12 protein-coding genes and 2 pseudogenes are annotated in these 17,815 nt (G+C 43.2%); 1 reads left to right on the top strand and 13 read right to left on the bottom strand.

The features are described 5' to 3' along the window. Positions 1-45: 45 nt before the first annotated feature. The 9 genes and pseudogenes from ACFTRD_RS25925 to ACFTRD_RS25885 form a co-directional block, all read right to left on the bottom strand. On the bottom strand, positions 46-3,123 hold the full coding sequence (locus tag ACFTRD_RS25925) for an alpha-mannosidase (protein ID WP_379385049.1): 3,078 nt from the start codon (positions 3,121-3,123) through the stop codon (positions 46-48). A 27-nt stretch (positions 3,124-3,150) separates the two neighbouring features. Beyond that, complete coding sequence (locus ACFTRD_RS25920) at positions 3,151-5,370, bottom strand: hypothetical protein (RefSeq protein WP_379385047.1); 2,220 nt, start codon at positions 5,368-5,370, stop codon at positions 3,151-3,153. Positions 5,371-5,538: 168 nt separating this feature from the next. Then, complete coding sequence (locus ACFTRD_RS25915; protein ID WP_379385045.1) at positions 5,539-6,675, bottom strand: GntR family transcriptional regulator; 1,137 nt, start codon at positions 6,673-6,675, stop codon at positions 5,539-5,541. Between the two features lie 370 nt (positions 6,676-7,045). After that, positions 7,046-8,010, bottom strand: a pseudogene (locus ACFTRD_RS25910) (TraB/GumN family protein). A gap of 494 nt (positions 8,011-8,504) precedes the next feature. Further along, complete coding sequence (locus ACFTRD_RS25905) at positions 8,505-9,227, bottom strand: DUF421 domain-containing protein (protein WP_379385043.1); 723 nt, start codon at positions 9,225-9,227, stop codon at positions 8,505-8,507. Between the two features lie 250 nt (positions 9,228-9,477). Then, positions 9,478-9,903 carry a MarR family winged helix-turn-helix transcriptional regulator gene (locus ACFTRD_RS25900; RefSeq protein ID WP_192263006.1) on the bottom strand — a complete coding sequence of 142 codons (426 nt, stop codon included), beginning with the start codon at positions 9,901-9,903 and terminating at the stop codon, positions 9,478-9,480. Positions 9,904-10,014: 111 nt separating this feature from the next. After that, complete coding sequence (locus ACFTRD_RS25895; protein WP_379385041.1) at positions 10,015-11,118, bottom strand: Gfo/Idh/MocA family protein; 1,104 nt, start codon at positions 11,116-11,118, stop codon at positions 10,015-10,017. 69 nt (positions 11,119-11,187) lie between these two features. Then, positions 11,188-12,315, bottom strand: coding sequence for an NtaA/DmoA family FMN-dependent monooxygenase (locus ACFTRD_RS25890; protein ID WP_379385039.1), 1,128 nt, complete (start codon positions 12,313-12,315; stop codon positions 11,188-11,190). 25 nt (positions 12,316-12,340) lie between these two features. Further along, complete coding sequence (locus tag ACFTRD_RS25885; RefSeq protein WP_379385037.1) at positions 12,341-13,378, bottom strand: LLM class flavin-dependent oxidoreductase; 1,038 nt, start codon at positions 13,376-13,378, stop codon at positions 12,341-12,343. 248 nt (positions 13,379-13,626) lie between these two features. On the opposite strand from ACFTRD_RS25885, the gene ACFTRD_RS25880 reads away from it, so the two are divergent. Then, positions 13,627-13,971, top strand: coding sequence for a winged helix-turn-helix transcriptional regulator (locus tag ACFTRD_RS25880; protein WP_379385035.1), 345 nt, complete (start codon positions 13,627-13,629; stop codon positions 13,969-13,971). A gap of 285 nt (positions 13,972-14,256) precedes the next feature. On the opposite strand, the pseudogene ACFTRD_RS25875 reads toward ACFTRD_RS25880, so the two are convergent. The 4 genes and pseudogenes from ACFTRD_RS25875 to ACFTRD_RS25860 all read right to left on the bottom strand — a co-directional run. Next, positions 14,257-14,470, bottom strand: a pseudogene (locus ACFTRD_RS25875) (IS66 family transposase zinc-finger binding domain-containing protein); the annotation flags it as partial. Positions 14,471-14,546: 76 nt separating this feature from the next. Next, positions 14,547-14,636: a DUF4260 family protein gene (locus ACFTRD_RS25870; RefSeq protein WP_379385259.1), complete on the bottom strand. Its 90-nt coding sequence runs from the start codon at positions 14,634-14,636 to the stop codon at positions 14,547-14,549. A 37-nt stretch (positions 14,637-14,673) separates the two neighbouring features. Continuing rightward, the gene (locus ACFTRD_RS25865; protein ID WP_379385033.1) at positions 14,674-14,850 is read right to left on the bottom strand and encodes a hypothetical protein; all 177 of its coding nucleotides are present in this window, start codon (positions 14,848-14,850) and stop codon (positions 14,674-14,676) included. A gap of 1,661 nt (positions 14,851-16,511) precedes the next feature. Next, the gene (locus ACFTRD_RS25860) at positions 16,512-17,621 is read right to left on the bottom strand and encodes an NADH:flavin oxidoreductase (protein ID WP_379385031.1); all 1,110 of its coding nucleotides are present in this window, start codon (positions 17,619-17,621) and stop codon (positions 16,512-16,514) included. Positions 17,622-17,815: the final 194 nt, after the last annotated feature.

Raw genomic sequence — 17,815 nt, 5'->3', positions numbered from 1 at the left:
CCCAACGCTCCTTTCCCTTGTGGAAGGTTGAAACCGATATTCTTGCTACCCTTTTAATCGCAGCGAGATGATCTCGAATGGTGTGAAGGATACAACTACGTCAGATTGATTGTGCAGCTCCAGGGATGAAATGTTATTTTCCATGAGATCAACCTCCCAAACTTCAGCAGTATCCCATCCGATAGACAGTTTCGTTTTGACCTGGGTTCCCGAGGTCTCATACAGACGGACAATAATGTCATTGCTGTCCTCGGCTTTTTTGATTGACTCCACCATGATGTGCGGATGATCCGGCTGCAGGAATGCTTTCGTGTAAGGCAGCTTTTCCTCTTCTACATCCATTGAAGGTGCAGACAAGGAACTCAGGCGCAGCGGAATATTGAGTTCATTGCCTCTTCGATAGATTTCAGCCTGAACATGGTTCCCCTGATGCGGATATAACGAATAGGTGAATTGGTGCTCTGCACGATCCGCCACCGGATCCGGGTAGGAACTGCTGCGCAGCAAATGAAGGTCAAGCACATTGTTAATGGCTCGATGCCCGTATTTGCAATCGTTGAGTAAGGCGACTCCGTAATCCGGTTCTGATATATCCACCCATTGGTGAGCGCAAATCTCATCCTTGGCAAAGTCCCACATCGTATTGCGGTGAGTCGGCCTGCTCAGGCTGCCAAACTGGATTTCACAGTGAACCTGATCGGTACGAATCTGCACCGGGAACGAAGTGCGTAACATTTTACCGTTTTCCTGCCAATCCACGACCGTCTCAAAATCAATACGCCGACTGCCCTCAGTTAAAATAACGGTTTGGGTTAGAGACGACTCACCGTAGCTGTAATCAAAAACCAACCCAACTCTTGGACCATCCCGAAGCTCATGGATATCATTCAGAATTAATGGCATCCCCGCTTGCGCTGAATAATCATGGCGGAAATCCCAGGCATCGCCTTCGTCATGATATACACGAAGATCGTTCCCCCGCTGTCCTTGCAGGATGATTTCACGGGACTCCAGTTTATCCAGGATCGAGGTAATGCCGCCATTGGGGTCAAATTTCACGATGAGAATGTCATTCTCCATACTGTGCTCCTTGGCTGTGTCACGGAAATCTGTTTCCAGCGCAGCAACATCCGTTTCAATACCAGTTGCGATCTCCCCCATGACCTCCTGGTCTTCATGATCAGATACCACGGTGTAGCCCATGGATGGAACCTGCACCTTATGCCATCGTCCATGGAGGTGCAGCCACTCCTGACGTTCCCACGGTAGTGAGTTGAATACCACAGTTGAATTGGAGCTTCCCTCTTGGGAAGAGATATAATCTGTAATATAGCTGTAGGTTTCGGTGATCATGCCTTCCGTCTGCTGGAGCAATGCTTCATACCGTATTAACGACTCATCATATACTCGCTTAATCGAAGATCCGGGGAGGATATCATGGAACTGGTACAGAAGCACTTCCTTCCAGATCGTCTCCAATGCTTCGGCCGGATAAGACTTGCCAATGCGGGCAGCCAGTACAGCAGCAAACTCCAGCTCGCGCAGAGCTTTCTCCATCTTGCGGTTATACCGCTTGCTCCGTGCCTGACTGGTCAGGGTTCCTTGGTGCTTTTCGAGATACAACTCCCCACGCCAGGTCTGGAATCGCTCTCTTTCTTCATTCAATCGTTCAAAAAATTTCCAGGAAGGTTCCTGCACAACAGGCGCCAGACCGAGCAGGTTCTTCTCCCGCTCCAGCCGTTCCAAATGCTCTTCTCCCGGCCCGCCGCCGCCGTCTCCAATGCCGAAGAGCATCAATGCGTGGCTGGAAACATTTTTGTCCAGATACTCCCGCTCTGCTTTGGCAATGGAACGTGGGGCGGCCGGACTGTTGTACGTATCCTCAGGTGGCATATGTGTTAACACCGAGGAACCGTCGATCCCTTCCCACAGAAAGGAATGGTGAGGATGGCGGTTGTACTCACTCCAGGAGAGCTTCTGGGTCATCATGTAATCTACACCGGATTTCTTCAACAACTGCGGCAAGCTTGCGGAGTAGCCAAATACATCTGGCATCCACAGCGACTTCATCTCCATTCCGAATTCCTGTTGAAAATAACGTTTGCCATACAGGATCTGGCGTACAAGAGATTCACCGCCTGGCACATTGGTATCCGACTCGACCCACATGGCCCCTTGTGGTTCCCATCTTCCTTCCTGAACCCGTTCCTTGATCTGGTCATACAGCTTGGGATAATGCTGCTTCATCCAATCGTATAGCTGAGGCTGACTCGCTCCGAACACATAATCGGGATAACGTTCCATCATGCGAAGCACCGTTGAAAAAGTTCTTGCGCCCTTGCGGATCGTTTCGCGAATCGGCCATAACCAGGCCAAATCGATATGGGCATGCCCAACCGCACTTATGTTCATCACGGGGTCTCCGCCACGACGTGATAATGGTTCGTTTAATAATTTCTTGGCACGCTGAATGCGGTCAGGGCTGAGTTCCGTCAATAATATGGAAACGTCATATAGGGATTGAAGAATTCTTTCTCTGCGCGCCGTGTTGACAGGAAGATGTTCTGCCGTCTCCAGAAGCACTTCTGTGTCGTAATAGAGACTTCGGATATCTTCACGACAGATGGCTATAACCGCTTCTTTTACCGTACCGCCTTGGTATTTGCCAAATAAGTCGTTATTGCCAGCATCAGCCCACAGTTCGAATGCCCCGTCTGTCACTGTTATCGACGCATGGTCCAGTTCAACCACTCTTTTCCCGGGCAGACCCAATGTGAATTCAAACTCCGAGTTGATGGTTGTCAAACCCTGTACAGGTGTTCCTTCCTGATCTACCAGACAGAGTTCGCCGTTCACGTCCAGCAGGAGAACAACCTTGGCGTCACTATCAAACGGTGGTGGAATACTGCCCGTAAAACAAAACCAGGCACAATCCCATAACTCCCCCCAACGCTCGCCCTGTGAAAGGGTGATTTTCTGACCTGACATTCTTTCCTCGAACGAAACGGGCTCCGGGGTAACCCATGCTGTCACATTCAACTTGGCAATCGGCTCATATATGGCTTCACGGAGTTTGGACAGCATTTGATTCAAATGTCCGAGTCTAATCGGTTCATATGGCATAATTGTTTTGTTCTCTCCTCTCGTTCATCAAGCTTTTGCATTCTCACGATCCCACCTTACTTGAATCTCCACCTTGTTCTTGCTGCCATGCTCATATTTCAGCAGTACGGTTTTCGATTTTGAATCCCATTTCCATTCGGCAGGTACAGTCTGGTGTTGATCTATACTGCAAACGGATATGGGTTCAAATGGGCAATAGAATCTGGCGGTGGCCTGCATGTTGGTCGGACCCTTGGCTACACATTGAAAACCTGTATTCGTTATCGTCAGCTCTTCAATTCTGGAAGAGGCAGAGATCAGGCTCACCTTGTCTTGCTGTGGCCTTCCGGCCGTAATGTCGTATAACAGTGCTTGTTCACCAGGAGCCAACTTTACTTCTTGCCGAACATGCAGGTCAGGATCGAACAAGTCCACCACTGGACCTGGGATAACCAGTGGTTCTTCGGATATGGACTCTTCCAGGACAGAGGCTATGATGTAGGGCCCACGTTTAATTTTAAAATAATGCTTGGCTTCCCAACGGAAGTTGGAACCCGGAAGTTTCTCCAATGTTTCTTTCACAGACTGGCGAAGTTGATCTGCCCCCGATTGGCTTGACGAATATACAGCTGGATGTACTGAGAGCCAATGCACCAGTCCTTTGCCCACAGGATGAATTCCTTCCTGCTCTGCCTTAAGTCCAAGCTGTTCAAATAAGTGCTCGCGTGGTGAGGTATATATGGTATTTGGGCCTTCACTGTGCTGATCATTATTCCACCATGCCCGGATGTTGTGATACGGGTCGCTGTCGTCTCCAACATAGATTAACGCGCCCCCATCCTGTACCCATTGGGCCAGCGCATTATGGATATCGGAGTGCTCTGGCTTCATGTACTCGTAACTCAACAGCAGGACACGATAGGGAGCCAGGTAATGCGGATAGCGCCTCACATTATCGAGCTGGACGGGTCTCACAGGTATACCGTGTTTAAGCAATGGCAGAGCAAGACCATAGAATGGAGAGAAATCCAGCAGCTCTGTGTCGCCATCCTCTTGAAAACCTTCTGGATCTGTGCCGTCATACTTTCCTGCATTCGGTGCTTCCGGCTCAGGCTTCATGCGCTGAAACATCGCTGAGTCGGCAATCAATACACCAACCTGAAGAGATTCACCTTCTGTTTCGATATGGTCTTGATCCATATTTCCAAGTGTGTGCATCACATGCAGCAATGTCGTTGCATAATCAGGTGGGATCTGTACTTTATGTGCACCGTCATCAGACGGATAAGTTCCTATGAAGATTCTTCGCGGCCAAGGCGCAACCTCGTAATGGGAAACTCCCGGATGGAGAAGTGAAGCAGCAACCGTCTTCAGGTAATTCTGTTTATAATCGGCCCATGTATAATTCGGATTGTCCTCGATAGGGTCATGCAGAAACCACATTCGTCTGTCTGTACCCCGCACAAGCTCTTGCATGACACCATATTCCAGGTAAGCGGTTTCAAATGTTCGTTCTTTCCGCACCCCTTCATACACGTTCGCTGTTCGTGAAGTCCCGGTCCAGATTTGCGCAATATATCCATCAACGGATGGAAGCTCAATCAATCGAGACTGCGGGCTGACAATTCGCCACTGCGTATAATTGATCAGACTGTGGGTTGGGACGTAAAATCGCAGGATGCGATTGTAACGTTTCAGAGCATAATCTTTCATCTCGGTACATAAGCGGTCTAACACACGTGTGTATAAGTAAGCTTTCAATTTGGAGGCCCGAAACTGTGCATCGGGTGAGGAATGAGGCGGAATCCAGGGTTCTTTGTAATACAGCTGCCATTCTCTCTTAAACGATTCCGAGTACCCTCCGTTCACCCAGAATTCAGGCTCTTCCAGATGAATCGCCTCTACGCCCGAATCAACAGCTACACGTATGCGTTCAGCGATATATTTACCAAAGGAAACCGTTGGGACCATGTAAGGAATAATGGGTTCCTTCCCATGGACAATCATCTCGCCATCGCGATCCATCTGGGCTTCATCCCAGTGCGTTTCCCCGTCTACTTCCCCGTCCAGATAGTCGTTATAGGTCCCCCATGCTACCCCTGTCATTAAATGGACCACGTACCCTTTATCCTTCCATTCCTGAATACGCTGAGGCATCGTATCGTCAATTCCATAGACCATGACAAAATCCGTTTGAAGATCATAATCAGGATGATAGGGTGCTGATTCCTGGAATCCGGTTCGTTCTTCTTTCCGATCTCTGACCACAGCTTTGACCTCCCTGCCCTGTTGGATTGGTCTTCCGTTGTAAATATTCACCATTTCATAAAATATAATATACATTAAGAATATATTCAATATGTTTTTTGAGAAAAATAAAAAAGCCCTTTCCGTACATCTACGGAAAAGACTTGAATTTAAGCATTGAAATGATGATTAGGGACAGCTTCCAGTCGTTTGACGAACGACAAGTTCAGGTTCAATCAGAATTTTGCTGAAGCCCGTAATCTCGCGGCTATTCCGAATGACTTCAAGAAGCTGGTTGGCTGCTCGGATTCCCATCTCTCTCTCAAATTGCTTTACATGCGTAAAAATACTAAATTCCTCCACGATGGAAGTGGGGTCATCAAAGCTTACAATCGATACATCTTCGGGAATGCGAAGACCAGCTTGCTTGGCCATTTGATAGATCTGAACCCCCAGCCTGCCATTCAGCGATATATAAGCAGTCACCATTTTGTTGCTGATATATCGGTACAATGGATGGGCTTCGGCGTCCTTCAGAACAGACAATGGCTTGAAATCCGTAATCATATGAGCGGGATTAATCAGTGCTCCCTTATCCCTCAGCGCTTCAATATAACCATCAATCCGCTCCTGGACCGTGACGGTTTGCAATGGAGAATCCGAGCAGATCGCTATATCACGATGTCCAAGCTCCCATAGATGTTCAACGGCCAGCCTCACGCCCAACCTTCCATCAGCCGCAATGTAATGGGTTTCGACGCCAGGCAAATATCGGTCAATCAGCAAAAAAGGGAACCCCGATAACTTCATGCCGAGAATCTCCTCGTTATAGTTACCTTCATCCACAGGAAAGATTAACAGCCCCTCAGCTCCAAGTGCCTTTAACTCCCTGATCGCGTCCTTTTCTTTCTCGATGTTGCCATGCGTCAGCATGATCATGCTGCGATAGCCTTCCTGATTGAGTGACTGCTCGATCCCTTCGATGAGTCGAATCGCAAAGTAGTCGTGAATCGTAGGCATGATCACCCCAATCATCCCTGTACTCGATCTGCCTCCCCTTACTGCCGGAGATTCAGAAAATGCGGTGTCAGCTGCATCTGTGCCCTCTGCGACAAAGCTGCCTTTGCCTGGGACACGTGCGATCAACTTCTCGTTAGCCAAACCTGTCAGGGCGTTGACTACCGTAATTTTGCTAACGTTAAATCGATCCATGAGTTCCTTCTCTGTCGGTATTCGATCACCCGGCTTCATATTTTCCGAAGCAATAAATTTGCGGATATAGTCTTGAATTTGTTGGTACAACGGTATTCGATCATTCGTACTCATGATAATCACATCACCAATTCATTCATTATATTTTTATATATAAAATATATTTTTACACATATAAGTACAATAAACAACCATTTCATACCTGTCAATGTTGTCGTCGATGCCCTTGAGGGAAGCTAAAACCAAAAGAGCCTGCAAATCGATTCTATCGATCTGCAGGACTTTCAGCGTTTCATTTTTACCCAAAAAATCATATTTCGTGAAGATGTTTCGCTCTATATGCGAATATCAAATCGGCCATTTCTGTCTGTCGTTGCGTTTGCCATTTCTTGTGGGGAAGCTGCTTGCATGCCATTCCTCTATATCCCATCCAAACGAAAGGAACGTTAAATTCAACTGAAAGGTTGCTGAATGATAGGTCTGTTTATTTACGCACAACGTTATAACCCTTATCCTTCAGTAACTGGATGACCCCATCCTTACCCAGGAAGTGACCTGCGCCAACCACGATGAAGTATTCCTCTTTCTTATCACTGTTCAAGTAGCCATCGATTTTGTCGGCCATACCGATATTCCGATCGATTAGCATCGCTTTGTTATACTCCGGGTCGACAGCCATGCTGTTGGTGAACTCAAGCAATCCTTGGTCATCCCCGGTTTTCCACATTTCGGCCATCTGGTCGACACTATCATCAAGCACATCAAAATTGTCGAGCGCAGCGTTCAAATTCTTCTCTTGCAATTCCTTGGAGAAATCATTGAACATTCCTAACTGGGATTCATACGATTCCAGCTCCAGCACAGGCAATTTCCGTTCAACGGCTTTCTGAATGAAATATAGATCGATACCCGCAGACGCTTCATAACCAGCCTTCACTGATTTCAGACTGCTGATCGTCGTCTCCGCCACCCAAGGTTTAAATGTATCAAGAGCATTGGTCTCCAACCCACTTTGCTTCAAGATATCACCGAGCTTGGCATACGTTTCCTTGGACACATGATCCTTCAGTGATGTTCCATCTTGGTACATTCCCATATCCATAATCAGCTTCTGCTGTGCTTCATCGGCCGCTTTACTGATATCAATTTCTACACCCAGGTAGTGGCTTCTGCAAAAGCTTCCTCAAATTCCGGACGCAATGGGTAGAAGCTATCGTCTGCAATATGCATGGAGCCTACCAGATATACCGTATTGCCCTTATGCTCGACTTCCCACATAAAACCACGGGCCCCTTGCCCTGTTGCTTTGGACACCAGAAGTACGGTGCGAGATTGCTGATCCCAACGGACCTCGTAGCCTGCTGCCTCACCAACGAGCCGGATCGGAGCATACATCACGCCGTTAATCAGCTTTGTCTTGCTTTTTAGTGAGACCTCTTTGCCATCCATAACGATATGAATGGTACCATTCTCCGCGCCTTTCAGCTTGATATCCATCGCCTGAAGTGTCGTTCTCAACGGAACCAGGGTTGTGCCCTGATCCACGATCGGTGAGTGGATTGTATAGTCCACGTTGTGATCATTGACCTTCAATGCTGTCTGCTGTGGAGCAGCCATAGCCGGAGCCGCTGTTGCCAGCAAACCTGTAGAAATGATGAGCGATAAAAGCGATTTTCTCCAATTTTTCATATTCATTATTTTCTCCCTACATCTAAGAATGAAGTGCAAGAACAGTCCTCATTAAACCAAATCCGATCAATTCAAAAAGACCGTTCTCTGATTATAAATAACGGTCTTAGTTAAAATTAGTTTCATATAATTAAATCTATTTGGACCAAACACTCTGCACGAGAACAAAAAAAGACGGAGATCACCTGAAGAAACAAAGCATTCGCTTCCCAGATGAATTGAATTTTTATCCCCGTGTGTGCTTCCCCTGCAAGTTATTCTACGTCAATAGGATGTTTAATTTGATCCACATAATAATCCATATACAGCCGTCCATCACTTCCTTTAACCGCGTAGAATACATCGCTAACGTTCTTCTTCTGTGCTCCAAGCTGTTGGACTAATTCCTCTTCGGATATGCCATTCAGCTTCAGATTCTTGCTTAATATCTCTCCATCCATAATCAACTCCACAGGCATACGTTCACGGTTCTGTTCTACCTTCTTATGGACATCCTGAACTGTAGCCGTTCTGTAATTGGCTTTTTTCATTACCGAAACTTGCCCACTTACTTCGAGTAATGCATACTCTACCTCCTCCATGTTGAAAATGTCTTTTTGCCTCAGGATTTGGTTAAGGGAATCCAATGTTAGTTTATTCTTTGTGAGGTTATTTTCCATGATTTTCCCACCTTCGATCAATACGGTAGGTGATCCTTCAGCCAATAAACGGATTTTTCTGCTTTTCAGATTTAATTTGGATAACAAATACGAGGTTCCTGTAAAAACAATCAGCGATATGATTAAATGCGTGACTTTCATCTTCTCATTAAAAGCTAAATTGGCGGCTATTGCTCCCATGATGACTGCAGTGACAAATTCATGGAAATTCATATTCGACAACGTTTGCTTTCCCAGTATGCGCGCGATGACCAAAAGAAGTAAGAAGGCAGAGATACTTCTAATAAGGATAATGAATTGATCGATCAATGTTAGCACCCTTTCACTCGTTATAGTCGCGGGACTATATCAAGTATCAACCCAAAAATCATTAAATATAAGGTTCGGCTCAAATCTGGATTACATACTTGATTAAACTTCAAACCTCTTTTGGGAATTGAAAAAAAGCCGCTATTTCAGCGACTTTGTGTTGAGCAGTGAAGCTGTTATCCGGTACAGTCCAGGTACAGCTGTCCTTTTGTTCCGCGAAATGCCGTGCGCCTGTCGATAGTAGGGAAACTGAGTTCCGTCATATTAAATTCCTCTCCATTTGTTGCATTAGCTGTCTTAATATCAACCGATCTTCCGTCGAAATGGATTGAAGCAATTTATCCTGCTGCTCCCTCCATTTAATCTCAACAGGCTTTTCTAATTCTTTTCCTTTGTCCGTTAGATAAATACGCATGATCCGGGCATCTTGTCCATCACGTTTACGATATATGAATCCGTTCTGCTCCAGTGATTTAACCATGTTCGTTACCGTTGGCGGCTCACATTTCAAGTGTTCACACAGTTGCATTTGTGTTACCCCATCACCCAACCACAGACGATACAACAAATTATCTTGTCCTACATAGAGATTAAGTTCCCTAAGAGATTCACTATAATTCCGACGCATTTGGGAGGAAATCCGATCTAACGACTGTCGAATATCACAATCTACTGCATCTGTCATGAATTATCCCGCCCTGTCATCCGAATGATATTTAGCAGACTAAATGTATCACGGTGATATTAAAGTGTCAATTCACCTTAGAGTTACCGCCTATCGGGGGCAACTCATGGATTAAAAATATTGACGTTCACCGGTCTGTGCTGATTTTTCGACGGCATCCAGAAACTGATGAAGTTTCACCGCATCCGCGAAAGTAGGTGCTGAGGTAGTGCCTTCTTGAATATCTTGCGCGAATTTACGATAAGCCTGAGCCATATTCAGAACAAATCCGGAGTCATTTTTTAGAGATTGTGGGCCCCAGTAATAGGAATCCGGAATGGTTAGTTCACGAAGGTCGTTGTCAGTAGCTCCAGCACCGCGTAATTGGTGTGATCCGAATTGAATGGATGCAGGCGCACTCAGCACGATTGTCCCTTGATCCCCGAAAATCTCAAGCGTTAGTCCTGTCTGATGTTTGACTCCACCTTGAATGTGAATACTGGCTGCAGCACCACTCGTTAATTTTCCAGCAATCAGTATTTGATCATCTGTCGTCTTCTCAATGGTTTTCTGAATATCCACCAATTCGACTTTAGGAAACTGTTGTGCTGTGAGAGCAGAAAGTTCAGTGAAATCCCCAAGCATGAAGGTAAATGCATCCAGATTATGTCCACCTACAATAGTCAGCAAGTTCCCTCCAATCTTCCGATCAAATAGGTATGCACTTGACTTGTCGCCCACGCCACCCATACCATCAATGGAGATCTTCAAATTGGCAGATAACACTTTACCAACATACCCTTCTGCCAATAAATCTTTCACATACTGAACGGCCGGGGCTTGTCTGGCCTGTAATCCAATCGCATTTGGTAATTTTGCGGACGCTACCCATTCCTGCATTTCAAGTGCTTCACCTGTATTCGATCCCAGTGGCCATTCACAATAGATCGGTTTTCCAGCAGGAGCGATGGCTTTAACGGCGTTATAATGTTCCTTGACGTTAATACTGACAACGACCATGTCCACATCAGGATGTTGAGCCAGCGCCTCCATGTTATCAAAGCCGTGATCTGCGTAGAACGCTTCTGCGCTTTTCTTCGCACTCGCCATATTGCTTGTCCCCACTGCTGTAAGCTCAAACTCATCCAAATGCTCAATGGCTGGAATATGTGTACCCCTCGCCCACCCATTATTAATTGAAGCCCCTATGATTCCTGTACGAATTTTCTTACTCAATGTAAAACATCTCCCTTGGTTTTTTATTTATTATCTCAGCTGTATCCTAATCTTCAGTATTTTTGATTATTACTTCGTGTATTTATTTTCAGGGTAAGGTAGACCTAAATTCCCCCGAAGTGTGTCATCCTCATATTCTTTGCGGAATATGCCTTTATCTTGCAAGATAGGAACAACCAATCTAATAAAGTCCTTAAATCCTGCTGGATGATCTTGTCTAATGAGCAAGATATCCATGACCCCTTCTCGATACCAATGTTCGATTTGTTCGGCAACATGCTCTGCCGATCCTATTAACCCAGGTTTCGGCATTCGATAACCTTTAGGCATCCATGATTCGATTTCCCTTAGTTTTTCCAGTGCCTCCTTTTCCGTTTTACCAACGATCGGGTTGTGAGAAGGCATCATCAACAGGTCATGTGGTGAACGCCCTTGATTTTGAACTTTACGTTTCAGTTCAGAAGTAAATGCTTTGAGATATTCCAAATCATCTCCAGGCGCCATAATGACTTCGGCATGCTGCGCAGCAATATCCATGAATGCCGGAGAAGTACCGGCTTGAAAGACGACCGGTCTGCCTTGCCTCGATCGACTAATATTTAAGGGTCCCTCCACGGAAAAGTAATTCCCCGTATAATGTAGTGGATGCATCTTACGCGGGTCATAAAATACCCCACGTTCCTTATCACGTATAAAAGTATCGTCTTCATACGAATCCCAGAGGCCTTCTACAATCTCCAAAAACTCTTTTTTCATGGGATAAAGATCTGCTTTCGTTAAATGGGACCGACTGTAATTGGCTAATCCTCCCGGATTCGAGGTGATCGCATTCCACCCTGCTCTACCCTTGCTAATCTTGTCGAGTGAGGCGATTTGCCTGGCAACCGTAAAGGGATCTGCATATGAAGTCGCTATGGTTGCTGTCAAGCCAATGGAGTGAGTTACCATACTTAGTGCAGACAAAATGGATACGCCCTCAAACATGCTTAGATAGTGCGGGATCATGCCAGGTCCGATATGACTTACGTCTGCCAAAAAGATGAGATCGAACTTTCCCTGTTCAAGTTGTATGGCTTTCTGTACGTAATACTCCATATTTTCACTGGCATCCGCTGGAATAGCGGGGTGTCTCCAACCCGTGTAATTCCAACCCACGCCATCAATAATTCCTCCTAATTTAAGCTTTCTATCTTCCATTTTGAATAATCTCCTTTTCACGAGTTCACTTATTTCCTTGTGATAAACCTAATTCTTTTGCCAATAATTCATGACCTTTCTTGCGGCTTTCTTGATTCGGATAGAAGTCCGCAATCATGATTTCATCCACTAAACTTGCTTTCGCAAGTTGCCTAAGCTGCTCCGCAACTTGTCCAACACTTCCAATCACAAAGCGATCTTTATTACGTTCTCTAGCCAGCTCTTCATGAGGTGTGTATGTGTGATTTTTGGCTTCTTCCGGTGTAGGGAACGTAAGGTTTTTCGTCCCTGTGCTCATCTGTGCCCACATTAACTCCGCCGGTCCTGCGATATATTTAGCCTCTTCTTCCGTTTCAGCTGTAATAACGATTGTCGCTAACATACTTTGAGGTTCAGTCAAACAGTACGAAGGCTTAAAATTCGAACGATAAGCTCTCAACACAGGAATAGCCAGTTGCGGTGCCAAATGTGCAGCAAATACAAACCCTAATCCTTTTTCCAAGGCAAAATGTAATCCACCCTCGCTAGATCCCAGCATAAACATATCTGGAACCATTGAACTGTCTCCCGGAGGATGGATGGAACTAAACGGGTGGTTTTCTTTAAAGTTACGGGCAAAGAAGGAAAGCAGGTTATCTAATTGCTCTGGAAAATCATTCACTTCCATTAATTCTTGAGATCTCAACAATGCCCACATGGTTCTGCCATCCGTGCCTGAAGCTCGTCCAATCCCGAGGTCAACCCGCCCTGGATATAATCCTTCGAGGAGCGTAAAGTTTTCCATCACTTTCAAGGCACTGTGATTCGGCAACATGATGCCACCTGAACCTACTCGAATGCTTTTGGTGTGAGCTGCCGCATGCAGGCTCAGTAAATCTGGTGAAGTACTCATCAAGTTTTTGGTGTTATGGTGTTCTGCAAACCAATATCTGTTGAACCCCCACTGTTCTGCTAGTTGAACCATTTCTGTCACGTTCTGAAGGCTTTCCGTGGCCTCAGTTCCGTTATAGATATGAACAAACTCTAAAATTGAAAGCTTTAATCCGTTTGCTGTATTCAACATTAGTTACTCCTTTCTGTGTATAATTATTATTTAGCTTGCTAAATATAGGATAAAAAAATATAATGATTACTTAGCCTGCTAAGTATAAAACCAAAATGAGATTATTATTCTTTTACATCTTAGGTAAACTAAAATGGTTTTGTTTTGGTTGTTGACCCAATCATAAGTGTATTCGTTTCATTTGCAAAGAGGGCAATTTAAATGAACATAGTACATCTATTTGTACCTATAGATTAGGAGTGATATCAATGAGGGTTTGCAATGATGGATTTGAACAAGAGTTTATGGAGGAAAAAAGTGATATGTACGCGATAGCTTTTACTCAGAATGTACTTTCCGGACGCTGGAAGTATTTTATATTATGGTTTTTAAATGTTGAAACACGTCGCTATTCGGACATCAAGAAATTCCTTGGAGATCTATCTCAAGGCTCTCTTACGAAGCAACTTAAGGAATTAGAGAATGATGGCGTTATTCAACGTGATGTTTATCCGGAGGTACCTCCACGAGTGGAGTATTCGTTAACAGACAAGGGAATGAAGTTACTACCCATCCTTGAAAAGATGGAGGACTTCGGTAAAGAATACGGATGAACTACAACTACCATTTGCTCCAATGATTCAGCTAAAGGGATGGCTAACAGTTCAATAGGTTAAAAAAGTCTGGAATTACAATAAACATTAACACTTCAAAGCATAAACAGTGTACAAGTAAACGTTTCACCACACGTTTATGATCTAAATATACTCCATCGCGTTTCAAAGCTATAACGGTTTGCTTATGGATAATTGAGATTATTCTATTTACAATACGCCAAAACAAAAAATAAACGAAGGGTCTGCTTATAGCAAAGCAGCCGACCAGCGTCACATCCTTGACCTGTAGAGCGGTTGGCTGTTTATATATTTTTGGCACATCACATGCGCCATCGCCGATGGCGAAGCCAAGCTGCCAGGATAGACCGGCCGTGACGATCGGCGTTTGCAGTTCATGGCGCTCACACTGACGGCAAGCATATACCTGCCGCACATGCTGTACCACCTTGACCTGCGGCGGTACCACCGCGATCTCACGACGAGCCTCCGTCATCATTCAACTCTTCCAATTTCAATTGCATCCCTGCCCGCAGACTATTTTAATTATCGGTACAATGAGTGCAGCCGCAATTTTAAAGCCTTTGTATATGTGTACTAGTAAATGCAGAATCTTGATATTTCAATCCGGCACCTATTGCTCTATCCAAACATATATGAGCTATCCAAATTGTTATGGAGCCCCTGTAAGATGAATACAGATTAGTGCATGCGACAGGTGCCCGGAAGCTGCGGCGACCATGGCATGAACGTTGTTAATGCTTCCGGCTCTTGCAAGTCAGTCAGCTTGGCAGCTGCAAAAAGTACATGAGGCAACCCATTTTCTTTGGTCGTCTTGATCTCAGTATTCTTTGCTTTATTGGGACCAAGCAAAGCCAAACCCATGCTTCCAGTTGCACAAAAGTTCATTAATTAGAATGTACTTTTTATAGAATGTATCGCAGGTTATGGTTTCGTAAAACACAAAAAAGGCTCGATGAATGAGCCTTTTTTGTGTTTTCTAATCCATATTTCATTAAATAAAGGAATACCTAATCGTCAACATTAAGTGATACTTATTTGCGGGTTATATTGTACCCTTTATCCACCAGCAATTTTACAATTCCTTGGTCCCCAGATAATGAGCTGCCCCAACCAAGATGAAATATATTTAATTTATGTGTGTTGTCATAATTAGTGAGACAAAATAGCAAAAAAAAGGCTTATATATCATCCGCAATTTCATATTTAATGAGAAAAATTTATTATATCATTTAAATTTCTCAGTGATTTTCACAATTAGTGAGAAAAAACACAATACTCACTTTGTATCTTTATGCAAGATAATGGATATTTTTTTTAGGGATATTTTCATCTAAATTATAACACAGCAAAAAGACTGTTATCTAATATTAGACAACAGTCTCGGTTAAGATTTTATATTTATTAAAATCAAATCACTATATCGTTTGCCATTCTATAATATAGATACTACTCAAACACAACTTTTGATCCATGTGTGGTGTTAGAACAAATTACTTATATTACTTCTTTAATGTAACTACTTCTAGCAACATGTGATGAACACTCTGAAATTTCATTGCATAAAAAAAATTCCACTCCCACTTTTTTTATTGTAATCTATTAGATATTTGAATACTGCTAAACTTAACTTCGTAGATTCAATGCTCTGATAACCATAAATTAAGGAGTTTAATATTCATATTATAAGAGTTTCCTAAACGGTAATATAATTATATCTTAGTTGTTCTTAAGAACAGAGGAGCATTGTATTCCTGAAGCATACTTCGTAACATATCATTAGAGATTTTGAATCTATCATAGGCGATTTCATACTGTATGCACTAGTCATTAAATTTGTTCTTTATGAATCAGATAAATCTGAAATTAAGAAAAAGGCCTTATTTCATTTTGAACAAAGTCTAAAATAAGATACTGTGTTTTTTCATATCTTTCGTTAATCATATTCATGTCTCCTAATACTATCTTTAATATTAAGAAGTATGGTCATTAAAAACAACCTTTATACATATGACGTGTACATTTGGTTGATCCTTTTCCGCGCTCCATAATTGCTTCAATTTCGTGAGAAGAACAGTTAATTTACTTAAACATGACTTATTCCCCTTTTTTGAGAAAATGAATGGTTTGTTCTACAACTGCATAAAGATTACGTTTCATCTTGTCTTCAACCCCCTTGCTGTTCATAAACTTTATCATCATAAACTTTCTAATTAAAAACATTATAAAATGAAAACTTTGTGCAGTTTTTCAGAAAAAAATCTCGTATTTTGTGTATTTTCAACAATAGTATTTTCAAAATAAATGTGCGCAACAACGAATTCTCGATCAAAATAAACATCAACTAACAGCTTAGTGAATTCAATGACATCTGATGACCTAAACACCTATCAAGTTTGAACTAATGCAACCTGGCTAAGTGGGGCTTAGAAGCAATATGTGATTGAATTGCTATAATGCAAAAAATAAAAGCGAGATCACGTAAGTGTTCTCGCTTTTATTTGTCTTTTGGTTAGAAGCTAGTATAAAGTTTTTAGGTCTGCTTTATCAAAAACGTTGATTTCTTCAACTTTTCCAGTTTGAATTTTGGTTACCCATGCCGGATCACTGATCAGAGCGCGTCCAATTGCAATTAAGTCAAATTGCCCTTCATCCAATTTATCTCCTAGTTCATCTAAGTGAGCCGTTGTATCGTTGAACTTGCTCTCATCAATATTTTTGGTTAATTGCGCAGTTAATCCAACAGAACCTACAGAAATAACTGTTTTTCCTGTAAGTTTCTTGGTCCATCCAGCCAAGTTAAGATCAGATCCCTCAAACTCAGGTTCCCAAAAGCGACGAGTTGATGCGTGGAAGATATCAACACCCGCATCTACAAGTGGTGTTAAAAAACTTTTTAACTCTTTTGGATTTTTGACCAGTTTATACTCGTAGTCATTCAACTTCCACTGTGAAAATCGGAAAATAATTGGAAAGTCAAGTCCAACGGCTTCGCGAACAGCTTTAATTACCTCAACAGCAAAACGAGTGCGTTGGGACAAATCCCCACCGTATTCATCTGTTCTCTTGTTAAAAAACTCAGAGAAAAACTGGTCAATAAGATAACCATGTGCTCCATGTATTTCAACCGCATCAAATCCAATTTTTTTTGCGTTTGCTGCTGCTTCAGCATATTTCCTGATGAGATCGTGGATCTCATTAACAGTAAGGGATTGGGAGCTTTTTTCACCTTTAAAATTAATGCCAGATGGTCCAACAGGTTGAATATTAGAAGCAGGAAACTTTTCAGGCTCTCTAGCCATACCGGTGTGCCATATTTGAGGTGCAATTTTCCCACCAACTTTGTGAACCTCGTCAACAATACGAGACCATTCATTTAATGCTTTTTCACCATAAAAATGGGGTACATCATGTTCTGCTCCAGCAGCTTCATGTTCTATCAGTACTCCTTCTGTGATGATCAAACCCACTTCATTTTCTGCTCTACGTCGATAATATGCTGACACTTCTGAACTGGGCACTCCATCTGGAGAAAAGCATCGAGTCATAGGTGCCATGACCACTCGATTTTTAAGTTTCAGACTTCCAATCTCAATTGGTTTTTCAAAAGAAGATTTGATAGGTTTCATGTTTGTTAACTCCTTTTACTCTCAGTGATGGTCATGAATTGTTACTTAAAAAATAGATAAAACCACATGATATTTATAAACCACTCAATTCTCTAAATATTTACATTTCAGATAATATACACCTCTCTTTGATTTTTATGAAAATATAATATCATAACTTTCAGTAGAAAAAGCAAGTAGATTTTTTATTAAGT

The sequence above is a fragment of the Paenibacillus sp. NPDC056933 genome (assembly GCF_042674385.1).
Lineage (GTDB): Bacteria > Bacillota > Bacilli > Paenibacillales > Paenibacillaceae > Paenibacillus.
This window is presented reverse-complemented; position numbering and strand designations above follow the sequence as displayed.

Bases quoted from the DNA above. Each gene is read 5' to 3' on its own strand.
- ACFTRD_RS25885 (WP_379385037.1), bottom strand. From the start codon at position 13,378: ATGTTGAATACAGCAAACGGATTAAAGCTTTCAATTTTAGAGTTTGTT.
- ACFTRD_RS25890 (WP_379385039.1), bottom strand. From the start codon at position 12,315: ATGGAAGATAGAAAGCTTAAATTAGGAGGAATTATTGATGGCGTGGGT.
- ACFTRD_RS25925 (WP_379385049.1), bottom strand. From the start codon at position 3,123: ATGCCATATGAACCGATTAGACTCGGACATTTGAATCAAATGCTGTCC.
- ACFTRD_RS25860 (WP_379385031.1), bottom strand. From the start codon at position 17,621: ATGAAACCTATCAAATCTTCTTTTGAAAAACCAATTGAGATTGGAAGT.
- ACFTRD_RS25900 (WP_192263006.1), bottom strand. From the start codon at position 9,903: ATGACAGATGCAGTAGATTGTGATATTCGACAGTCGTTAGATCGGATT.
- ACFTRD_RS25915 (WP_379385045.1), bottom strand. From the start codon at position 6,675: ATGAGTACGAATGATCGAATACCGTTGTACCAACAAATTCAAGACTAT.
- ACFTRD_RS25880 (WP_379385035.1), top strand. From the start codon at position 13,627: ATGAGGGTTTGCAATGATGGATTTGAACAAGAGTTTATGGAGGAAAAA.